At 68.3% G+C, this 17,088-nt stretch carries 14 protein-coding genes; 4 read left to right on the top strand and 10 right to left on the bottom strand.

The annotated features are described in order from the left end of the window. Positions 1-384: 384 nt before the first annotated feature. The 8 genes from QRO91_RS13545 to pyrE all read right to left on the bottom strand — a co-directional run bounded on the left by QRO91_RS13545 (position 385) and on the right by pyrE (position 9,838). The gene (locus QRO91_RS13545) at positions 385-1,098 is read right to left on the bottom strand and encodes a response regulator transcription factor (RefSeq protein ID WP_197619915.1); all 714 of its coding nucleotides are present in this window, start codon (positions 1,096-1,098) and stop codon (positions 385-387) included. Further along, a complete protein-coding gene (locus tag QRO91_RS13540; RefSeq protein WP_197619916.1) occupies positions 1,079-3,739 on the bottom strand; it encodes a sensor histidine kinase KdpD in 2,661 nt (886 codons plus the stop codon). Before QRO91_RS13540 ends, QRO91_RS13545 begins: the two co-directional genes overlap by 20 nt. Before the next feature lie 51 nt (positions 3,740-3,790). Then, entirely contained in the window at positions 3,791-4,441 is a 651-nt protein-coding gene (gene kdpC, locus QRO91_RS13535) for a potassium-transporting ATPase subunit KdpC (protein ID WP_049431077.1), read from the bottom strand. Continuing rightward, a complete protein-coding gene (gene kdpB / locus QRO91_RS13530; RefSeq protein WP_049431074.1) occupies positions 4,438-6,495 on the bottom strand; it encodes a potassium-transporting ATPase subunit KdpB in 2,058 nt (685 codons plus the stop codon). The genes kdpC and kdpB overlap by 4 nt, the downstream gene beginning before the upstream one ends. A 10-nt stretch (positions 6,496-6,505) precedes the next feature. After that, positions 6,506-8,215 (bottom strand): potassium-transporting ATPase subunit KdpA, encoded by a 1,710-nt coding sequence (kdpA, locus tag QRO91_RS13525; RefSeq protein ID WP_197619917.1) that lies wholly within the window; start codon positions 8,213-8,215, stop codon positions 6,506-6,508. A 12-nt stretch (positions 8,216-8,227) separates the two neighbouring features. Next, positions 8,228-8,320, bottom strand: coding sequence for a potassium-transporting ATPase subunit F (locus tag QRO91_RS13520; protein WP_005407770.1), 93 nt, complete (start codon positions 8,318-8,320; stop codon positions 8,228-8,230). Positions 8,321-8,494: 174 nt separating this feature from the next. Further along, positions 8,495-9,160, bottom strand: a complete 666-nt coding sequence (locus QRO91_RS13515) for a hypothetical protein (protein WP_049431068.1) — start codon at positions 9,158-9,160, stop codon at positions 8,495-8,497. An 18-nt stretch (positions 9,161-9,178) separates the two neighbouring features. After that, entirely contained in the window at positions 9,179-9,838 is a 660-nt protein-coding gene (pyrE, locus tag QRO91_RS13510) for an orotate phosphoribosyltransferase (RefSeq protein ID WP_005407772.1), read from the bottom strand. Between the two features lie 162 nt (positions 9,839-10,000). On the opposite strand from pyrE, the gene QRO91_RS13505 reads away from it, so the two are divergent. From QRO91_RS13505 to QRO91_RS13495, 3 genes are all read left to right on the top strand, one after another. Then, on the top strand, positions 10,001-10,801 hold the full coding sequence (locus QRO91_RS13505; protein WP_005412008.1) for an exodeoxyribonuclease III: 801 nt from the start codon (positions 10,001-10,003) through the stop codon (positions 10,799-10,801). Further along, positions 10,798-12,171: a muropeptide MFS transporter gene (locus QRO91_RS13500; protein WP_049431064.1), complete on the top strand. Its 1,374-nt coding sequence runs from the start codon at positions 10,798-10,800 to the stop codon at positions 12,169-12,171. Before QRO91_RS13505 ends, QRO91_RS13500 begins: the two co-directional genes overlap by 4 nt. Before the next feature lie 77 nt (positions 12,172-12,248). Next, positions 12,249-12,479, top strand: coding sequence for a hypothetical protein (locus tag QRO91_RS13495; RefSeq protein ID WP_197619918.1), 231 nt, complete (start codon positions 12,249-12,251; stop codon positions 12,477-12,479). A gap of 80 nt (positions 12,480-12,559) precedes the next feature. On the opposite strand, the gene QRO91_RS13490 is transcribed toward QRO91_RS13495, so the two are convergent. Together QRO91_RS13490 and QRO91_RS13485 are read right to left on the bottom strand one after the other, a co-directional pair. Beyond that, positions 12,560-13,687, bottom strand: a complete 1,128-nt coding sequence (locus tag QRO91_RS13490) for an anhydro-N-acetylmuramic acid kinase (protein WP_080355073.1) — start codon at positions 13,685-13,687, stop codon at positions 12,560-12,562. A gap of 65 nt (positions 13,688-13,752) precedes the next feature. After that, positions 13,753-15,225, bottom strand: coding sequence for a peptidoglycan DD-metalloendopeptidase family protein (locus tag QRO91_RS13485; protein WP_197650432.1), 1,473 nt, complete (start codon positions 15,223-15,225; stop codon positions 13,753-13,755). 167 nt (positions 15,226-15,392) lie between these two features. Between QRO91_RS13485 and tyrS the strand changes: the two genes are divergently transcribed. Next, complete coding sequence (tyrS, locus tag QRO91_RS13480; protein WP_049431058.1) at positions 15,393-16,604, top strand: tyrosine--tRNA ligase; 1,212 nt, start codon at positions 15,393-15,395, stop codon at positions 16,602-16,604. Positions 16,605-17,088: the final 484 nt, after the last annotated feature.

The following is a 17,088-nucleotide window of genomic DNA, read 5'->3' as shown; positions in this document are numbered from 1 at the left end:
GCCCTCGCCCGGCGGCAAGACAACCCCATCACGGGCGGTGCGCCGGGCCCGGGGGGGGGGGGGCGGGGGCCGCCGGGGTGTGGTGTTGGGGGGGGGGGGGGGCCGCGCCGGCCCCGGGGCCGGGGCCGGGGGGGGGGGGGGGGGGGGTGGGGGGGGGGGGGGGGGGGGGGGGGGGGGGGGGGCCCCCCCCCCCCCCCCGGGGGGGGGGGGGGGGGGCGGCCCCCCCCCCCCCCCCCCCCCCCCCCCCCCCCCCCACCCCGCCTTCGACAGATCTCCGCGATCTGCCGGAACGGTACGGGGTCGGATCCCGTTGCTGCGCAACGGGCTCTGACCCCATATTCCGGAATGACGGCATCAATGACGGCATCCACGCATGGCGTGGATCTACCCCTTGAACCGCAACCCCACGCCCGGTTCGGTGAACAGGTAGCGCGAATCCAGTGCCGAATCGCCCAGCTTGTGCCGCAGCTTGCCGACCAGGATGCGCAGGTAGTGGGTGTCGTGCTGGTGGGTCGGGCCCCAGATCTCCTGCAGGATCTGTGGCTGGGTCACCACCCGCCCGGCATTGCGCAGCAGCAGTGACAGCAGCGCGTATTCCTTGCGGGTCAGCGCCACCGGCTCGCCACCGAGGGCGACTTCGCGACGCAGCAGGTCCACGTGCAGGTGGCCGTCGTCGAACACCGGCGGCGTGCCATCGCTGGGCACACTGCGCGTACGCAGCAGCGCGCGCACCCGTGCCATCAGTTCCTGGGTACCGAACGGCTTGGTTACGTAGTCATTGGCGCCGGTATCCAGTGCGCGCACCTTCTCGGCTTCACCCGCACGCACGGTCAGCATGATCACCGGTACCTGGCTCCATTGCCGCAGCTGCTCCAGTACCTCATGGCCTTCCATGTCCGGCAGGCCAATGTCCAGGATCACCAGGTCCATGTCCTCGCTGGCGGCCAGCTGCAGGCCTTCCTGGCCGGTTGCGGCCTGCCGCACCTGGTAGCCCTGCGCGCGCAGGCTGATGTCCAGGAACCGGCGGATCTGGGTTTCATCATCGATCACCAGCACGCGCGCGGCCGGCACGCTGGCATCAATCGGAGTCGGGCTCATCGTGGGAGGCTGGCTTGAGCAGGGGCAGGGTGATGCGGATCAGGGTACCGCGACCGTCGCGTCCGGGCAGCGCCTGCACGCTGCCGCCATGCGCGCCGATCATGCCCTGGCAGATGGTCAGGCCCAGGCCGGTGCCGTGGCGGCCGCGGTCACCGCGCTCGACGCTGTAGAACATGTCGAAGATGCGCGCGCGCTCGTCGTCGGGAATGCCGGGTCCGGCATCGATCACGTCGATGCGCAGCTGGCCGTCCAGCTCGCGCGCCTGCACCTGCACGGCGGCGTTGGGCGGTGAGAACTTGGCGGCGTTCTCCATCACGTTGAACACCGCCTGTTCGACCAGCGCGGGGTGCACCCAGATCGGTGCCAGCGTGGCTGGGATGTCCAGCTCCAGCCGCACCTTCGGCTGGTAGCGCTGCAGGCGCCGCGCCGCCGAGCCGATCAGTTCGTCCACGCCGATCCAGTCGCGATTGATCTTCAGGCCTTCGTGGCCAAGCCGGGTCATGTCCAGCAGGTTCTGGATGTAGCGGTCCAGGCGTTCGCCTTCGACCAGGATGGTGTCCAACAGGGCGCGTCGATCCGTCGTGTCCATCGCCGCGCCATAGCTGGCCAGGCTGTCGGCGGAGCCGATCATCGCTGCCAGCGGCGAGCGCAGGTCGTGCGACACCGAAGAGAGCAGGGCCGAGCGCAGCCGCTCGGTCTCGTTGCTGACGTGCGCCTGTTCCAGTTCGGCCACCAGCCGGGTGCGCAACGCGGCCTGCGCGATATCGTCGACCATCGCCTCGGCCAGCTGCCGCTGCTCGGGCAGCAGGCGCGCCTGCGCGCCGGGCAGGTACAGGCCGGCCACGCCGATGGCGCGGTCTTCGCCATCCAGCAGCGGCAGGAACCACCACTGCGCACCGGCCAGGGTATCGGTGAAGCGGCCGCTGGGCTGGCCGTGGCGCAGGGCCCAGTCGGCCGCCGCCAGATCGGTATCGCCCGGCTGCGAACGGCCACCGGATGCCGTGTCGGCGCCGATCCGCAGCCACGAAGGAACGTCCATCGCCTGTTCCAGCGCCAGGCGCCCGGCCTGCGCCACTTCACCATTACCGGCCGCACTGGCCAGCTGCCGTCCCAGCTGCTGGCGCGCACGCGCATGACGGTTGGCCGCGCGCAGCGCGATCACCTGCATGCGCAGGCGCGAGGCCAGGCGCCCGGCGACCAGTGCGGCGGCCAGGAACAGGAACACGGTGATCACGCCCTGGCGTGCACCGATGGCGAAGGTGAAGCGTGGCGCGATGAACAGGAAGTTGTAGGCGAGGAAGCACAGGATCGCCGCCATCACCGCCACGCTGGCGCGCGTGCGCGCAGCCACCAGCACCACCGCCACGATGAACACCATCGACAGGTCGGCCATGCCTACCCAGCGTTCGGCCAGCCATGCCACCGCACAGGCCAGCGCCGTGGCGACCAGCGCCTGCACCGGCTCGTAGCTGATGCCGCGCATCGGTGGCAGCAGGCCCTCGCGGCGCGAGCGCGCACGTGCCTGCGGGGTGCTGATGATGGTGATCTCGTAATGCGCGCCGCGCTGGATCAGCTGCTGGGTCAACGTCCGGTTGAACATCCGTGCCAGCGGGCGTTCGCGGGTCCGGCCCAGCACCAGGGTCGACACGCCGTTGTGCGCGGCGTGGTCGAGCAGGGCGTCAGCGATGCTCGATCCGTGCAACAGTTCGGCGTCGCCACCCAGCCGCCGTGCCAGCGCGAAGGCGGCATCGATCTCGCGCCGTGTCGCTTCATCCTGGCGCCGCCCCTGCACGGTCACCACGGTCCACGGTGCGTCGCGGCGCTCGGCGATGCGGCGCGCCACGCGCACCAGGTATTCACTCTGGCCACCGCCGTCGATCGCCACCAGCACGCCGCGGCGCAGTGGCAGGTTGCTCTCGCCACGGGCGGCGCGTGCCTCGCGCAGGCTGCTGTCGACGCGGTCGGCAGCCTCCTGCATGGCCAGTTCGCGCAGCGCGGTCAGGTTCGCCGGCGAGAAGAACGCCTGCAGGGCCTGCGCGGCCTGTTCCGGCACATAGACCTTGCCCTGCTGCAGGCGCGCGATCAGCTCGCGCGGTGGCAGGTCGACCAGCACGATGTCGTGCAGGCGGTCGAGCACGACATCGGGCACGGTCTCGCTGACCCGCACGCCGGTGATGCGCATCACCACATCATTGAGGCTTTCCAGATGCTGGATGTTGACCGTGGTCCAGACATCGATGCCGGCGTCCAGCAGCTCCATCACATCCTGCCAGCGCCGCTCGTGACGGCTGCCCGGTGCATTGCGATGGGCCAGTTCGTCCACCAGCACCAACGCTGGATGCCGTGCGAGCACGGCATCCAGGTCCATCTCCTGCAGGGCGTGGCCGTGGTAGGCCACGTCCTTCAGCGGCAACTGCGGCAGCCCCTCCAGCAGCGCCTGGGTATCGGCACGGCCATGGGTTTCCACCAGCCCGACCACCAGGTCGACGCCGCGGCGCAGCTGTTCCTGCGCGCGGGTCAGCATGGCGTAGGTCTTGCCCACGCCCGGCGCCGCGCCGAGGAACACGGTCAGCTTGCCGCCAGCTTCGCGTTGCAGGCCTTCGACCAGGGCATCGGCCTGGCGGGTACGCGCATCAGTCATGGGAGCCGCTGTCATGGCTGCCATTGTGCGCGCAGCCGGTGCAGGCCGGCATCACGGTGCCTTGGCTGCATGGTCCAGCGCGAAGTTCAAGGTCACCACGTTTACCCGTGGCTGCCCGAACAGGCCCCACTGGCGGCCTTCGGTATGCGCCTGCACCAGCGCCTGCACGCGTTCCACTGGCAGGCCTCGCGCACGCGCCACGCGCGCCACCTGCAGCTGTGCGGCGGCCGGCGACAACTGCGGATCGAGACCGCCGCCGGACTGGGTGACCAGATCGGCCGGAACCTGCGCTGGCGCGACACCTTCCCGTGCAGCCACCGCAGCGGTGCTGGCAGCGACGCGCTCGGCCAGCGCGGGGTTGCTGCGCGCCATGTTGGAACCGGCGGCCGCCATCGGATCGTAGTTGGCGGCCGACGGCCGTGCCTGGAAGTAGCCATCACCGGTGAACGGCTGCGCCAGCCATACCGAGCCGCGCACCTGGCCACTGTCATCGCGCAGCAGGCTGCCTTCGGCCTGTCCCGGGAATGCCAGGCCGGCAAAGCCGGTTGCAATGCCGGCGTAGACCGCACCGGCCAGCAGCAGGGTGGCCAGGCCCAGGCCGATCGCCGGACGCCAGCGGGCGTCATCCTGCAGGCTGGCTACGCGGGCCTCGGCCTTCGGTTCACGGGACAGGGAAGACGAGGTGGAAGCAGAACGGTTCATGCGCCGAATACCAGGACAAGAAGGAGGTCGATCAGCTTGATCGCCGCGAACGGCAGCAACACGCCGCCGAGGCCGTACACCAGCATGTTCCGGCGCAGCAGCGCCGTCGCGGTGGCCGGGCGGAAGCGCACGCCACGCAGGGCGAGCGGGATCAGAGCGGGAATCACCAGGGCGTTGAAGATCAGCGCCGCCAGCACGGCGTTGCGCGGGCTCGACAGCTGCATCACGTTCAGTGCGGCCATGGTCGGAACGGCAGCGGCGAACAGCGCCGGCAGGATCGCGAAGTACTTGGAGACGTCGTTGGCCAGCGAGAAGGTGGTCAGCGCGCCGCGGGTGATCAGCTGCTGCTTGCCCACTTCCACCACCGCCAGCAGCTTGGCCGGGTCCGAATCGAGGTCGACCATGTTGCCGGCCTCCTTCGCCGCCTGCGTACCGGAGTTCATCGCCAGGCCGATATCGGCCTGGGCCAGCGCCGGGGCGTCGTTGGTGCCGTCGCCGACCATTGCCACCAGGCGACCGCCGGCCTGTTCCTGGCGGATGCGCGCCAGCTTGTCTTCCGGCCGCGCTTCGGCGATGTAGTCGTCCACACCGGCCTCGGCAGCGATGGCGGCGGCGGTCAGCGGGTTGTCACCGGTGATCATCACCGTGCGGATGCCCATCGCCCGCAGCTGCGCGAACTTCTCGCGCATGCCGTGCTTGACCACGTCCGACAGCTCGATCACACCCAGCACGTGGCGGCCCTCGGCCACCACCAGCGGGGTGGCGCCGTTGCGCGCGACCTGCTCGACACGACCGGCCAGCTCGGCCGGCACGTTGCCGCCCAGCGACTGCACATGCGCGCGGATGGCATCGGCGGCGCCCTTGCGGATCTGCCGCCCATGTTCCAGGTCCACGCCGGACATGCGGGTCTGGGCAGTGAAGGCCAGGTAGTCGGCATGGTCCGGTTCGGCGGTGGCGCAACCCTGCTCGCGCGCCAGGCGCACGATCGACTTGCCCTCCGGAGTCGGGTCGGCCAGCGAGGACAGCAGTGCCGCTTCACGCAGCTGGCTGGCGTCGATAGCGGCCAACGGATGGAAGTGGCTGGCCTGCCGGTCGCCGTAGGTGATGGTGCCGGTCTTGTCGAGCAGCAGCACGTCTACGTCGCCCGCCACTTCCACCGCCTTGCCCGACTTGGCCAGCACGTTGGCAGCCAGCGCCCGGTTCATGCCGGCAATGCCGATGGCTGGCAGCAGGCCACCGATGGTGGTCGGGATCAGGCACACCAGCAGCGCGATCAGCAGCAGCGGATCAACCTGCACGCCCACCGCTGCACCGATCGCCGGCAGCGTTGCCACCACTACCAAGAAGGTCAGCGTCATCGCCGCCAGCAGCAGGGTCAGCGCGATCTCGTTCGGGGTCTTCTGGCGATTGGCGCCTTCCACCAGCGCGATCATCCGGTCCAGGAAGCTGTGGCCCGGCTCGGCGGTCACCCGCACGATGATCTGGTCGGACAGCACCTTGGTACCGCCGATCACGCCGGAACGGTCGGTACCGGCTTCGCGCAGCACCGGTGCCGATTCGCCGGTCACGGCCGCTTCGTTGATGGTCGCCAGGCCCTGCACGATCTCGCCATCGGCCGGCACCAGTTCACCGGCACTGACGATCACATGGTCGCCCGGGCGCAGCTCCGCAGCCGGTACCTGGGTTTCGGCGGCACCCGGCTGCGGTGCGGCCAGACGGCGCGCCACCAGATCCTGGCGGGCACGGCGCAGCGATGCAGCCTGGCCACGGCCGCGCGCTTCGGCCACGGCTTCGGCGAAGTTGCCGAACAGCACGGTCACCAGCAGGATCGCGGTCACCGCCAGGCCAAAGCCCAGCGGCGCATTGCCGGTCAGGGTGACGATGGCGGCGACGATCGTGCCGGCCATCACCACCGCCATCACCGGGCTGCGCACCAGGTGCATCGGCGACAGCTTGCGCACCGCCTCGACCAGTGCACGGCGCAGGCCTGCGGCATCGAGCAGGGCAGGGCGCGGTGCGAGGGAACTACGGGTTGAACTTGCGTGGGTACTCATTGCGGTGTCCTCAGTGCAGTCCCAGGCTCAGGTGGTCGGCGATCGGGCCGAGTACCAGCGCCGGCATGAACTGCAGCACGGTCAGGATGACGATCACCGAGACCAGGGTCAGGGCGAAGGTCGGGGTTTCGATCTGCAGGCTGCCGGCAGACTCCGGCGCCTGGCGCTTGGCGGCCAGCTGGGCGGCTACCACCAGCGGGATGATCAGCAGCGGGAAGCGGCCCAGCAGCAGCACCAGCGAGCAGCTCAGGTTCCACCACAGCGTGGCGTCACCCAGCCCTTCGAAGCCCGAACCGTTGTTGGCGTAGGCCGACACGTACTCGTAGAACACCTGGCTGATGCCATGGAATCCGGGATTGGAGGTGCCGGCCAGGCCGGGCACGGCCAGGGTGATCGCGGTGAATACCAGCAGGGTGATCGGCTGCAGCAGCACCAGCAGGGCCAGCAGGCGTACCTGTGGCGTCTCCAGCTTGCGGCCGAACAGTTCCGGCGTACGTCCGGTCATCAACCCGGCCAGGAACACGCCCAGCAGCAGGTACACGATGAACTGCTGCAGGCCACAGCCGATGCCGCCCCAGATCGCGCTGACCAGCATGTTGACCATCGCGATGCCGCCACTGAGCGGCGCCAGCGAATCGTGCATGCCGTTCACCGAGCCGTTGGACACCTGGGTGGTCACCGCCGCCCACAGCGCGGTGCCATCGGCACCGAAGCGCACCTCCTTGCCTTCCATCAGCAGCGGCGTGGCGGCGCTGGCGCTATGGCCCTCGCTCCACATCATCGCGCCGGTGGACAGCAGCGACATGCCCAGCATGCAGCTGAACACCAGGGCGCCGAAGCGACGCCGGCCGGTGAACGCACCGATCATGAAGATCACTGCCATCGGCACCAGCAGGATGCCGACGATTTCCAGCGCATTCGACAGCGGGGTTGGATTCTCCAGCGGGAAACTGCTGTTCGGGCCATACCAGCCGCCGCCGTTGGCGCCCAGCTGCTTGGCCGCGACCATCGCCGCGACCGGGCCCAGCGGCAGTTTCTGCTGGGCCATGCCGGCGCTGGCATCGATTGGCGCAGCCTGCGGCCCGCCGGCCATCGTCGAGGGCACGCCCTGGCTGGTCAGCAGCAGCGTCCACACCAGGCACAGCGGCAGCAGGAAGCGCACGCACAGGCGCACCACGTCCACGTAGTAGTTGCCGACCGCGACCTGCCGGTCATCGCCGGCCCCGTTGGCCGCCGCAGCCTGCGGCGCACGCGAGAACAACGCGCGCAGCGTGGCCACCGCCAGCGCCAGGCCCATCATCGGCGTCACCACCTGCAGGCCAGTGATGCCGGTCATCTGCGAGAGGTAGGACAGCTGCGCCTGGCCCGAGTAGTGCTGCTGGTTGGTGTTGGTCAGGAACGAGATCATCGTGTGCAGCGCGGTGTCCCAGCGCATGTTCGGGATCTGGTCCGGGTTCAACGGCAACCAGGCCTGGGTCATGAACACCGCCTGGGTCAGCACCGCGACCACCACGTTGCTCAGCACGAAGGCCAGCACATAGCCGCGCCAGGACATGGCGCGCGATGGATCGACGCCAAGCACCTTGTACAGCGGCTTTTCGATCCAGTGGAACAGCACGTCGACCTTCATCGGCGTGCCGTGCATCACCCGCGCCAGGTACAGACCCAGCGGCCACGCCAGCAGCAGGCTGGCGGCAATAATCACAAGCATCTCAGTCATGGCAGGCTCCGCTCAGAACGACTCGGGCCGCAGCACGACATAAAGGAGATAGGCGGCGGCGACCAGCACCAGCACGCCACACAACAACGACAGCCAGGGGGACATTGCAATAGCGTCCTGGTGGAACCCCTCCACCTCAGGCCGCCATCGTCGTCCTGCCCCCCATAAACGCACTACGCGCCGGACCGGGCCGACGCGTAAAAAGTGCATAAATTCCGTGGGCCAACCCGTAACCGGGCCCGGGGTAGCGCCGGGCCATGCCCGGCGGAGGCAGCGCCGTCAGCCCGCCGGAGCGTCCGCCGGCACCAGCCCCTTCAGCTCGCGATAGCGCTGCAGGGTGCTGTCGATCTCGGCCTTCAACGCCTGCTGCTGCTGCACGAGCCCGGCCTGCAGGCGCTGCTGGGCCTGAAGCTGCGCATGCCGCTTGCGGATCGCCTCGGCCTGCTTGTCGACCACCTTGCCGCCGGCCAGCTCGCGGTCTCCTGCCGCCGACAGCAGCGCCACCAGCGACTCACGCAGGCTGGTGACGTTGTATTCGGCGGTCTTCAGGTTGTTGTCCAGCACTTCCTGGCGCTCGGCAAACACCCGGCGCAGGTCGGCCTCGCTGCCGTAGGTGGACAACATGGCCTGCTCGGTGCGCTGGCGGGTCTGCTCGGCCATCAGGTCCAGCTGTTGCTGCTGCGCAGCGGTGCTGGCAGCGGCACGTTCCTCGTCGGTCAACGCGCGCTGGACCTGCGCATTGCGCAGGCCCGTGCTCGCATTGAATTCCTCGCGCGCATGATTGACCGCGTCTGCCGGCAGCGAATCACTGCAGATCCGCTCCTTGCCCTCGTTCCAGCAGTACAGCTTCTTTTCCGCCTTGCCGCTGTCGCGCGACTGCGCCGGTACGGTGAACGGCACGGCCAGCAGCAGGCCGGTGAAGAGGACAGCAGGAACTCGGGACATGACCTTTCCCCTGGTCGGTCAGCGGATCGAACGAACGCCGTACTGGGCCCGGTAGGCTTCCAGCGGCTGCCGGTAACCCACAAGTTCCGGGTTGCCGGAGGCGAAATCAAGCAGGTCGGCCAGCGACGCCACGGCGATCACCGGGATACCAGCCTCTTCCGCTACCGACTGCGCCGCCGAGCGGCGGTCGGTCTCCGAAGCGATCTCCTGGCGGTCCAGCGCCACCACGATGCCGGCCGGGGTGCCACCGGCGGCGCGGATGATGCCCAACGCTTCGCGGATCGCGGTACCGGCGGTGATCACGTCATCGACGATCAGCACGCGCTTGCCCTGCATGTCGGCGCCGATCAGCTGGCCGCCTTCGCCGTGGTCCTTGGCTTCCTTGCGGTTGAACGACAGCGGCAGGTCGCGGCCGCGCTGGGCCAGCTCACAAGCCATCGCGGTGGCCAGCGGGATGCCCTTGTAGGCCGGGCCGAACACCACGTCGTACTTGATCCCGCTGGCATCGATGGCATCGGCGTAGCAGGCGCCAAGCTGGGACAGCAGCGAGCCGGAGTCGAAGCGGCCGGCGTTGAAGAAATAGGGGCTCAGCCGGCCGGACTTGAGGGTGAACTGGCCGAAGCGCAGGGCATCGGCGGTCAGGGCCAGCTGCAGGAAACGGTGGCGGTGGTCGCTCATCAAAACTCGATTCATCTTCATTTGGAGCATAAATCCTAATCCAGCTGGGCGTTTCGCGCTCGTCCGGCCCCGTGTGAAGGCGTTTGCGGGCCCAACCGACGGACTGCGCAGCCCCGCGGTCAACCGGTATGCTTGCCCGGTTTCCCGCCGTAGGTCTTCCGCATGCGCATCATCAGTTTCAACGCCAATGGCATCCGTTCCGCCGCGACCAAGGGCTTCCTCGACTGGTTCCGTGCCCAGGATGCCGACGTCCTGTGCATCCAGGAAACCAAGGCCCAGGAAGACCAGCTGACCGACCCGATGTTCCGCCCGGACGGCCACCACTGTTTCTACCGCGACGCCATCACCAAGAAGGGCTACAGCGGCGTGGCGATCTACAGCAAGCGCGAGCCGGACCAGGTCATCACCTCGCTGGGCTGGGCCCCGTTCGACGACGAAGGCCGCTACATCGAGGCACGCTACGGCAACCTCAGCGTGGTCTCCTTCTATATCCCGTCCGGCAGCTCGGGCGACCTGCGCCAGGGCTTCAAGTTCGAAGTGATGGAATGGCTGCGGCCGATCCTGGAGGAGTGGGCACGCAGCGGCCGCGACTACGTGTTGTGCGGCGACTGGAACATCGTGCGTTCGGCGCTGGACATCAAGAACTGGAAGTCCAACCAGAAGAATTCCGGCTGCCTGCCGGAAGAGCGCGACTGGCTCAACGCCCTCTGCGCCGACCACGGCCAGGCCACCGATGTCGCCGCCGGCCGCGGCTGGGCCGATGCCTACCGCCTGCTCAACCCCACCGGCGAGGACTACACCTGGTGGAGCAACCGCGGCGCCGCCCGCGCCAACAACGTCGGTTGGCGCATCGACTACCAGTTCATCACCCCGGGCCTGCGTGACCGCCTGCGCAGCTGCTCGATCTACCGCGACGAGCGCTTCTCCGACCACGCCCCGTTCACCGTGGACTACGACCTGTGACCGAGGCTGCCAAGCCGCGCCGACCGTGGCAGCAGGTGTTGTCCAACCTGAGCCAGCGCAAGGTGCTGGCGATGCTGCTGCTCGGCTTCAGTTCCGGCCTGCCGATCTACCTGGTGGGCAACACGCTCGGCTTCTGGATGCGCAAGGAAGGCATCGAGCTGAGCACGATCGGTTTCCTGTCATGGGTCGGGCTGGCCTACACCATGAAGTTCCTGTGGGCGCCGATCGTCGACAAGACCGACGTGCCTCTGTTCGGCCGTTTTGGCCGCCGCCGTGGCTGGATGCTGCTGTCGCAGCTGGTCGTGGTGGTGGGCCTGGTCGGCATGGCGCTGGTCCAGCCCAAGGGGGGCCAGATCCAGTTCCTGGGTATCGCCTGGCAGCACATCGTCGTGTTCGGCGTGATGGCCGTGATCGTGGCATTTGCTTCGGCCACCCAGGACATCGTCATCGATGCCTGGCGCATTGAAAGTGCTGACAACAGCGAGCAGCTCGGCCTCCTGACCTCATCCTCGGCGCTGGGCTATCGCACCGCATTGCTGGTCACCGATGCGCTGATCCTGATCATCGCGGCCCGTGTCGGCTGGCAGGTCTCGTACGAGATCATGGCCGTACTCATGGCGCTTGGCGTGGTGGCCGTGGTCATGGCCCGGGAACCGGCCAGGGAGGTGGCTGCCGTGCAGGCCCAGGCGATCTCGCTGTGGACGCCGCGGGGCCTGTTCGACGCCGTGGCCGGGCCGTTCATCGCCTTCGTCCGCGAGCACCGCAGCGGCGCGATCCTGATCCTGGTGGCCATCAGCGTCTATCGCATGGCCGACTTCGTCATGGGGCCGATGGCCAACCCCTTCTATGTCGATCTCGGCCTGGACGAGGATACCGTGGGCGCGGTGCGTGGCTCGGTCGGGCTGGTCGCGACGTTCGTCGGCATTGCCGCAGCGGGCCTGGTCTCGGTCCGCTGGGGCGTGCTGGCGGCGCTGATGGTGGGCGCCGTGCTGGGGCCGGCCTCCAATCTGGCGTTTGCCTGGCTGGCCTATTCCGGCCCGGACACAACCCATTTCGCCGTGGCCATGGCGATCGACAACTTTGCCAGCGGCTTCGCCGGTACGGCGCTGATCGCCTACATGTCGAGCTTGACCAGCATCGGATACACCGCCACCCAGTACGCGCTGCTGAGCTCGTTCTACGCGATGCCCGGCAAGGCCCTCAAGGGATTCTCGGGGTGGTCGGTACAAACGCTCGCGCAGGGTCGGACGCTGCTGGAAGGTTATGCATTGTTCTTCGTCGGTACCGCGCTGGTGGCGATCCCGGTGGTGATCCTGTGCGCTCTGTTGATCGTGCAGCAGCGCCGTCGCCAGGCCGCAAGCGCCACCTGATTGCCTGCCCGCCCGGTCTGCGGGATCATCGCCCCGACGCGCCGAGGGGGCGGTGCCCTGCGAACGGGGAAGTGAGCATGACCGACGTTGTGCTGCGGGACCTGGACCCGCTGCTGCTGGAACGTATCAGACGCGTCGCGGTCGCCCGCGGCTGGACTCACGAACAGACCTGTGCCGCCTTGCTGGAGCAGGGCCTGTTCAGCAGTGAGCTGGAAGTCCGCTCCGGCTTCGGCGATCCCGAAGTGGATGCCCTGTCCGATGCCATCGCCGCCCTGCAGGCGTTGCCCGCAGGGCAGGGGTTTGATTAACGGCCGCGCCGCAATGCTGTAGAGCCGAGCCCACGCTCGGCTGCCCCGTAGATCCACGCCATGCGTGGATGGCACCATCCTCACGCCAGATGGATCGCCCCCAGGATCCGCGGCCCCTGGGCGCCGGTCACGCTCGGCAGGTTGCCGGCCAACCCGTCCATCGTCCGCTGCGCCAGCCACGCAAAGCCCATGGCCTCCACGTACTCCGGGTCCAGCCCGTGCACGGCGCTGGATTCCACCTGCACGCCCGGCAGCCGTGCGCTCAGCCGCTTCATCAGCTGCCGGTTGCGCACACCGCCGCCACAGACCAGCAGGCGGCGGGTCTGCGGCTGCTGCGCCAGCAGCGCATCGGCCACCGTTGCCACGGTCAGCTCCAACAGGGTCGCCTGCACGTCGGCCGCAGCGTACTGGCCTTCGGCCATGTGCGCCTCGGCCCAGGCCAGGTGGAACTGCTCACGGCCGGTGCTCTTCGGCGGCGGCAGCGCGAACCACGGGTCCGAGCACCAGCCGGCCAGCAGGCTCTCGTCCACCGCGCCACTGGCGGCATATGCGCCGTCGGCGTCGAAGGTGCGGCCGGTGTGGCGCTGGCACCAGGCATCCATCAGCGCATTGGCCGGGCCGGTATCGAAGCCACGCACCGCACCTTCGCGCGGAATCAGGGTCAGGTTGGCGATGCCGCCGAGGTTGAGCACCGCGCGGTCTTCGTCAGCCGTGCCCAGCATGGCCAGGTGGAAGGCCGGCATCAGTGGCGCACCATGGCCCCCGGCCGCCACGTCGCGGCGGCGGAAGTCGGACACCGTGGTGATCCCGGTCAACTCGGCGATGCGGTTGCCGTCGCCCAGCTGTACGGTGAAGGCGGGGTCGGCCAGCGGGCGGTGACGCACGGTCTGGCCGTGCGAGCCGATCGCGCGCACCTGGCTGCGGTCCACGCCAGCCTCGGCCAGCAGCTGGTTGGCGGCCCCGGCGAAGTTGATCGCGATCCGGGCGTCCAGCTCGCCGAGCTCCTCCAGCGAGTCCAGCCGGCCACCTTCGCCCAGCGCCACCAGTCGCGCACGCAGCACCGGCTCCCAGCGGGCGGTCAGGCCGTGCACGAAGCGGCAGCCTCCGCCGGCGGGGAACTGCACCAGCGCGGCATCGATGCCGTCGGCGCTGGTGCCCGACATCAGGCCAAGGTACAGGGGGGCGTCAGCGTCGGCGGTCGTGTTCATGGCGGGCATAAAAAAAGGACGCGGCAAGCTTGTGCTGCCGCGTCCTTCTTCGTCAACGCAGCGGCTCAGCCGCGCTTGCGGCCGGTGCTGCTCTTGTCCTTGGCGCTGGCCACCTCGGGGGCGGCCTCGTCGCGGCTGGTCGGCGCGGGGCTGGCATCGGCGTAGATCAGCTTTTCCATGCCCTGGATGCGGGCCATCGCCGGCGCGGTCTGCGCGCGGAAGGCGACCAGCTCGGCGCCCTTCAACGGCTCCGGCGGCGGCATGGTCACGGTCAGCGGGTTGCGATGCTCGCCGTTGACGCGGAATTCGTAGTGCAGGTGCGGGCCGGTGGCCAGGCCGGTCGAGCCCACATAGCCGATCACCGTGCCCTGGGCCACGCGCTGGCCGGTCTTGATGTTCGCAAAGCGCGACATGTGCCCGTACAGGGTGGTGTGGCCGCGGCCGTGATCCAGGATCACCACGTTGCCGTAACCACGCTGCACGCCGGCGAACTGCACGCGGGCGTCGCCAGCGGCCATGATCGGGGTGCCGGTGCGCGCGGCGTAGTCCACGCCCTTGTGCATGCGCATCTTGCCCAGCACCGGGTGCTTGCGCGCACCGAAGGTCGAGCTCAGCCGCGCGAACGGGATCGGCATGCGGATGAAGCTCTTCTTCAGCGAACGGCCGTTGATGTCGTAGTACTCGGACTTGCCGTTGCGGTCGAAGCGGAAGCCGGAATAGGTCTTGCCACCGGTGGTGAAGGTCGCCGCCAGGATCTTGCTGGTGTCCACCTTCTCGCCTTCGCGCCAGGTTTCATCCATCGCCACGCTGAAGCGGTCGCCCGGCTGCAGGTCCTTGGAGAAGTCGATGTCGTACTTGAAGATATCGTCGGTCATCGTCGCGATCGCCGACGGCGACAGCCCGGCGCGGCGTGCGGCGGCGTACAGCGAACTGGTGATCTCGCCACTGGTGACCACCGTGCGCGTGGAGGTCTCGCGCTTGGTCACCTTCTCCTTGATGTCATCACCGGCCAGGCTCAGCTCCACCCGGTTGTCGGCATCGCGGTCGAAGCGGATGCTGCGCAGGTCACCGGACAGCGGCATGTCGAAGGCGATCTCGGCGCCCGGGCGCAGCTTGGTCAGCGCCTCGCGCGCGCCCGGGTGGTCCAGTACCCGGTGCAGGGTGGTGGCCGGAATGCCGGCCTTGTCGAACAGATCGCTCAGGGTCTGGCCGCGTTCCACGCGCAGTACCTGCCAGCTGTCACCGGGTACCTGCTGCTGGCGGGCCATGGTCAGCGGCGGCAACGGCAGCGCCAGGCTGGTATGGCTGTCGGCAAAGGGGGCGTCGATGGTGTGCGAGAAGCCCGGGACGATCGTTGCCACCAGGGCGCCGATGGTCGCGAACAGGCTGGCATGCATCCAATGGCGCCGGGTCCAGCGCTCGTTGAAGGCGGCGGGAAGATGTTGCCTGAGCTTCCGATGCAGGGCGTTGTCGTGCAGGACGTGGAGGCGTTCCTGGAAGCGCTGCTTGCGTGCGCGCCCTTGTTCGGAATTGTGCATCGGCGGTTTTTTCCTGGCTGCCCGGGAGCCCGGGCCTGATCGCCGGTTACCATAGACACCTGAGAAAACCGCGTCAAACCCTTGTGCCCATTGGCTTTTGTGAAGCCAATCGGGTTAACTTTGCTTTAACACCCCACACAAGAATCGGCGTTGCCGGGAGTAGTCACGTGTCCTCGATTGAAGAAGCCCTTGCCCTGATCGGCCGCGGTGCCGACGAGATCCTCAAGCTCGAGGATCTGCGTGCGCGCCTGCAGGAAGGCCGCCCGCTGCGGATCAAGGCCGGCTTCGACCCCACCGCGCCCGACCTGCACCTGGGCCATACGGTGCTGCTGAACAAGATGCGCCAGTTCCAGGACCTCGGCCACCAGGTCATTTTCCTGATCGGCGACTTCACCGGCATGATCGGCGACCCGTCCGGCAAGAGCCTTACCCGCAAGCCGCTCAGCCGCGAGGACGTGCTGGCCAACGCCCGTACCTATGAGGAGCAGGTGTTCAAGGTGCTGGACCGCAGCCGTACCGAAGTCCGCTTCAACTCGGAATGGTTCGGCAAGATGGGCGCGGCGGACATGATCCGCCTGGCCGGCCAGCACACCGTGGCACGCATGCTGGAGCGCGACGACTTCGCCAAGCGCTACGCCGCCCAGCAGTCCATCGCCATCCATGAGTTCCTGTACCCGCTGGTGCAGGGCTACGACTCGGTGGCCCTGGAGGCCGACGTCGAGCTGGGTGGCACCGACCAGAAGTTCAACCTGCTGATGGGCCGCGGCCTGCAGGAACACCACGGCCAGAAGCCGCAGGTGGTGCTGACCATGCCGCTGCTGGAGGGCCTGGACGGCGTCAACAAGATGTCCAAGTCGCTGGGCAACTACATTGGTATCAGCGAGCCGGCCATCGACATCGTCACCAAGACCATGAAGGTGGACGACACCCTGATGTGGCGCTGGATCGAGCTGCTGTCCTTCGACATCAGCCAGGCCGAAGCCGTGCAGCTGCGCGAGCAGGTGGCCAATGGCGGCCTGAACCCGCGCGTGGTCAAGCTGCGCCTGGCGCGTGAACTGGCGACCCGTTTCCACGATGCAGCAGCGGCCGAGCAGGCCATTGCAGGTTGGGAGGCGGCGGTGACCGGGCAGGGCGACATCACCCAGCTGCCGCTGCAGGACGTGGCGATCCCGGCCGAAGGCCTGCGTATCGCTGCACTGCTGACCGCTGCCGGCCTGACCCCGAGCAACTCCGAAGCCAACCGCAAGCTCAAGGAGCGCGCGGTGAAGGTGGACGGCGAAGTAGTGGAAGATGGCCAGCAGGTGCTGCAGCCGGGCTTCGAAGGCTTGTTGCAGGTCGGCAAGCGTACGTTTGCCCGCGTGCGCCTGGTTGCTGCCTGAGACAAAGGAAGGGCCGGCGCCAGCCGGCCCTTCCTTATGCTCTTGTAGAGCCGAAGGCAACGGCAGGAGCCGTTGCCAACGTCGCTTGCGACGGCCCGCAGGGGGCCGGGCAGGACGCCCGGCATAGCCCATGCTCGGCTGCTCTTCACGGGGGCCTCCCGCAGCGCGATGCATGAACGGATGCAACATCCGGTGAAAAAAATCGCCACACCCCCTTCACAAATGATGCGAATGGGGACATACTTCTCCTCCCCCGTCGCAGGGGTCGCCACCAAGGGGCTTCAGCGACAACAGGGCGCCCACCACCGCCGAACGAGATGATCGAACGAAGGTGTTGACGGACTGAAAAAGTCTGGCATAATGGGCGGCTCGCTACGAAGGAAACTTCGCAGCACACGGGAACGGCGCTGAGGCCACTTCCCCTGATCTTTGAAAGTATGCGCAGGTATCTTGTGAAGGCGCCTGCAGGAAGGATGATTGTCCA

This window comes from Stenotrophomonas maltophilia group sp. Smal32, from assembly GCF_030237085.1.
GTDB lineage: Bacteria > Pseudomonadota > Gammaproteobacteria > Xanthomonadales > Xanthomonadaceae > Stenotrophomonas > Stenotrophomonas maltophilia_Q.
This window is presented reverse-complemented; position numbering and strand designations above follow the sequence as displayed.

Bases quoted from the DNA above. Each gene is read 5' to 3' on its own strand.
- QRO91_RS13545 (WP_197619915.1), bottom strand. From the start codon at position 1,098: ATGAGCCCGACTCCGATTGATGCCAGCGTGCCGGCCGCGCGCGTGCTG.
- QRO91_RS13540 (WP_197619916.1), bottom strand. From the start codon at position 3,739: ATGACTGATGCGCGTACCCGCCAGGCCGATGCCCTGGTCGAAGGCCTG.
- kdpC (WP_049431077.1), bottom strand. From the start codon at position 4,441: ATGAACCGTTCTGCTTCCACCTCGTCTTCCCTGTCCCGTGAACCGAAG.
- kdpB (WP_049431074.1), bottom strand. From the start codon at position 6,495: ATGAGTACCCACGCAAGTTCAACCCGTAGTTCCCTCGCACCGCGCCCT.
- kdpA (WP_197619917.1), bottom strand. From the start codon at position 8,215: ATGACTGAGATGCTTGTGATTATTGCCGCCAGCCTGCTGCTGGCGTGG.
- QRO91_RS13520 (WP_005407770.1), bottom strand. From the start codon at position 8,320: ATGTCCCCCTGGCTGTCGTTGTTGTGTGGCGTGCTGGTGCTGGTCGCC.
- QRO91_RS13515 (WP_049431068.1), bottom strand. From the start codon at position 9,160: ATGTCCCGAGTTCCTGCTGTCCTCTTCACCGGCCTGCTGCTGGCCGTG.
- pyrE (WP_005407772.1), bottom strand. From the start codon at position 9,838: ATGAGCGACCACCGCCACCGTTTCCTGCAGCTGGCCCTGACCGCCGAT.
- QRO91_RS13505 (WP_005412008.1), top strand. From the start codon at position 10,001: ATGCGCATCATCAGTTTCAACGCCAATGGCATCCGTTCCGCCGCGACC.
- QRO91_RS13495 (WP_197619918.1), top strand. From the start codon at position 12,249: ATGACCGACGTTGTGCTGCGGGACCTGGACCCGCTGCTGCTGGAACGT.
- QRO91_RS13490 (WP_080355073.1), bottom strand. From the start codon at position 13,687: ATGAACACGACCGCCGACGCTGACGCCCCCCTGTACCTTGGCCTGATG.
- QRO91_RS13485 (WP_197650432.1), bottom strand. From the start codon at position 15,225: ATGCACAATTCCGAACAAGGGCGCGCACGCAAGCAGCGCTTCCAGGAA.